Genomic DNA, 3212 nt, shown 5'->3' with positions numbered 1-3212 from the left:
CGGGAAATTGCCTGGTAAGCAGTCTGCACCGCGGCTGGCCGGTCCTGGGGCCCCAGCCGGCCGGCGGCACCAGGCATTCGGCCCCACCTTTGCGGTAGTTTCGCCCCGCCCGCCATGCCCACGCTTCCCCCCACCACTCCCGTAGCCGCTGCCGTCGATGTACTGGCCGTGGCCCGCCACGTGCTGCACGAAGAAGCCGCGGCCCTCTACGCCGTGGCCGACGCCGTGGGCGCCACCCCCGATTTTACCCGCTGCGTGGCGGCCATCCTGGGCCTGGCGGGGCGCGTGGTGGTGACGGGCGTGGGCAAAAGTGCCCACATCGCTGGCAAAATCGTGGCCACCCTCAACGGTACGGGCACGCCGGCGTTGTTCATGCACGCCGCTGACGCTATCCACGGCGACCTGGGCATGATTCAGGCCCAGGATTTTGTGGTGGCCATCAGCAAGAGCGGCGATACGCCCGAAATAAAGGTGCTGGTGCCGCTGCTGCGCCGCAAGGGCGTGCCATTGGCGGCCCTGGTGAGCAACGCCGACTCGTACCTGGCCCAGCAGGCCGACTACGTGCTGCACGCCCCGGTGGCGCGCGAGGCCTGCCCCCACGACCTGGCCCCCACCACCAGTACCACCGCCGCCCTGGCCCTGGGCGACGCCCTAGCCGTGTGCCTGCTCGAAAGCCGCCAGTTCTCGGCCCAGGACTTTGCCCGGCTGCACCCCGGCGGCACGCTGGGCAAGAAGCTCTACCTCACCGTGGGCGACCTCAGCCGCCAGAACCAGCGCCCCCGCGTGAGCCTCGATGCACCGCTGCGGGAGGTGCTACTCGAAATTTCGGGCAAGCGCCTGGGAGCCACCGCCGTGCTTGACGCTGCCGGGGCCCTGGCCGGCATCATCACCGACGGCGACTTGCGGCGGATGCTCGGTGGCCACCTGGGCAACCTGGAAACCGTGCGCGCCCGCGACATTCTCACCCCCGCGCCGGCCACTATCGGCATCGATGAGTTTGCCGCCGAGGCCCTGGCGCGGATGCAGGCCCGCAACATTACGCAACTCGTTGTCCTGGAAAACGAGCGGTTCGCCGGCTTTATCCACCTGCACGACCTGTTACGGGAGGGACTTGTGTGAAACCACCCGTAACTTGCCGAGGCAATATCACTATGTTGTTACACTTATGAATTCGACTTACCTCGTTGTGATGGCCGGCGGCATTGGCAGCCGGTTTTGGCCCTTTAGCCGCACCAACCACCCCAAGCAATTTCATGACGTGCTGGGTACCGGCCGCTCGATGCTGCAAGTAACTGTGGACCGCTTCGCCGGCCTTTGCCCGCCCGAAAACGTGTTCGTGGTGACCAACCGCGACTACGTACAGCTCGTGCAGCAGCACCTGCCCCAGATGCCGGTCGACCAGATTCTGGGTGAGCCCATCGGACGCAACACGGCCCCCTGCATTGCCTACGCCAGCTACCGCATCGCCCAGCGCGACCCGCAGGCCACCATCATCGTAACGCCCGCCGACCACGCCGTGTCCAACGAAGCGGAGTTCCAGCGGGTGATGGCCCTGGCCGTGGACGCCGCGCGCCACCACGACGTGCTCGTGACGCTGGGCATCCACCCCTCGCGGCCCGACACCGGCTACGGCTACATCCAGTTCATGGATTCGCAGAGCCTGCCCGGTAGCCAGCTACATAAAGTGAAGACCTTCACCGAGAAACCCAATCTGGAGCTGGCCAAGATGTTCGTCGACAGCGGCGACTTCCTTTGGAATTCGGGCCTGTTTGTGTGGCGCGCTGATACCATTCTGCACGCCTTCCGCCAGTACCTGGGCGACATGGCCGAGGTGTTTGAGGAGGGCGCCGGGGCCCTGGGCACGCCACAGGAGGAAGCCTTCATCAGCGAGGCCTACGCGCGCTGCGCTAACGTCAGCATCGACTACGGCATTATGGAAAAGGCCGATAATGTGTACGTGCTGCCCGCCGAGTTTGGCTGGAGCGACGTGGGTACCTGGGATTCGCTGCACCGCATTGGCCAGCAGGACGCCAACGGCAACATGGTGAACGGCGACGTGATGCTGTACGACACCACCGGCTGCGTCATCAAAACCCCGTCCGAGCGCCTCGTGGTGGTGCAAGGCCTCGAAGACTACATCATCGCCGAGTACGACAACGTGCTCCTCATCTGCAAGCGCAGCGAGGAGCAGCGCGTGAAGGAGTTCGTGGCCGACGTGAAGGCTAAGAAGGGTACGGGCTACAACTAGTATTAGGGCCCCCAGTGAGCTTCTTTTAAGTGCTGGACATACTAAAAAGCAACAAAAAAGCCCGCTAGTCAGCGGGCTTTTTTGTTGCTTTTTAGTATGTCCAGCACTTAGGCACGCTTTTATTCAGCAGCCACCCGCTGGCGGGCTACTTCAAACAGCATGATGCCCGCCGCTACTGACACGTTCAGTGACTGGATCTGGCCGGCCATGGGCACTTTCAGGCGCACGTCGGCCAGGCGGAGGAGTTCGGGGGCGATGCCGTCTTCTTCCGACCCCATGAGCACGGCCACGGGGCCCGAAAAATCAACGTCGGCGGCGCCCACGGCTTCGGTGGCTTTTTCGGTACAGGCTACTACCGTTACGCCCGACTGCTGGAGGAAACGGATGGTTTCCTGCAAGTTGGCCTCGCGGCACACGGGCAGAATATTTAGGGCCCCGGCGGAGGTTTTGAGGGCATCGCCGTTGATTTGGGCCGCGCCGTGGCTGGGCACCACCAGTGCCTGCACGCCCAGGCACTCGGCGGTGCGGGCAATGGCGCCGAAGTTGCGCACGTCGGTGATGCGGTCGAGCAGGAGCAGGAACGGCACCTTGCCTTCCTCAAACAAGCCGCTGAGCAGGTTGTCGAGCGGGGCGTAGTCGATGGGCGACACGAAAGCCACCGCGCCCTGGTGGTTTTTGCGGGTGAGGCCGTCGAGCTTTTCCACCGGCACTTGCTGCACCTGGATGCCGGCCGCGCGGGCCAGCGTCGAGATGTCGCCCACGAGGCTGTTTTTGGTGCCACGCAGCAGGAAGATTTTTTCCAGCGTGCGGCCCGCGTTCAGCGCTTCCAGGATGGGGCGCAGGCCAAACAGCATGTCGATGCTGCGGTCTTGCTGCGGGGCCCGGTTCTCGTAGCGGGGCGGGTCGTCGCCGCGCTCCGGGGCGCTCGGAACGCTCGGGGCGGTCTTGGCGGTAGGGGGGGCGG

Annotated in this window: 3 protein-coding genes; 2 read left to right on the top strand and 1 reads right to left on the bottom strand. The window is 64.8% G+C overall.

The window, feature by feature from the left end:
• Positions 1-114 precede the first annotated feature (114 nt).
• Positions 115-1119, top strand: coding sequence for a KpsF/GutQ family sugar-phosphate isomerase (locus BEN49_RS12935; protein WP_070744059.1), 1005 nt, complete (start codon positions 115-117; stop codon positions 1117-1119).
• A gap of 46 nt (positions 1120-1165) precedes the next feature.
• A complete protein-coding gene (locus BEN49_RS12930; protein WP_070744057.1) occupies positions 1166-2248 on the top strand; it encodes a mannose-1-phosphate guanylyltransferase in 1083 nt (360 codons plus the stop codon).
• 119 nt (positions 2249-2367) lie between these two features.
• On the opposite strand, the gene rlmB is transcribed toward BEN49_RS12930, so the two are convergent.
• Positions 2368-3212: 23S rRNA (guanosine(2251)-2'-O)-methyltransferase RlmB (gene rlmB, locus BEN49_RS12925; RefSeq protein ID WP_438831782.1), on the bottom strand; the 845-nt coding region annotated here is incomplete at its 5' end.

The organism is Hymenobacter coccineus (assembly GCF_001816125.1).
Taxonomy (GTDB): domain Bacteria; phylum Bacteroidota; class Bacteroidia; order Cytophagales; family Hymenobacteraceae; genus Hymenobacter; species Hymenobacter coccineus.
This window is presented reverse-complemented; position numbering and strand designations above follow the sequence as displayed.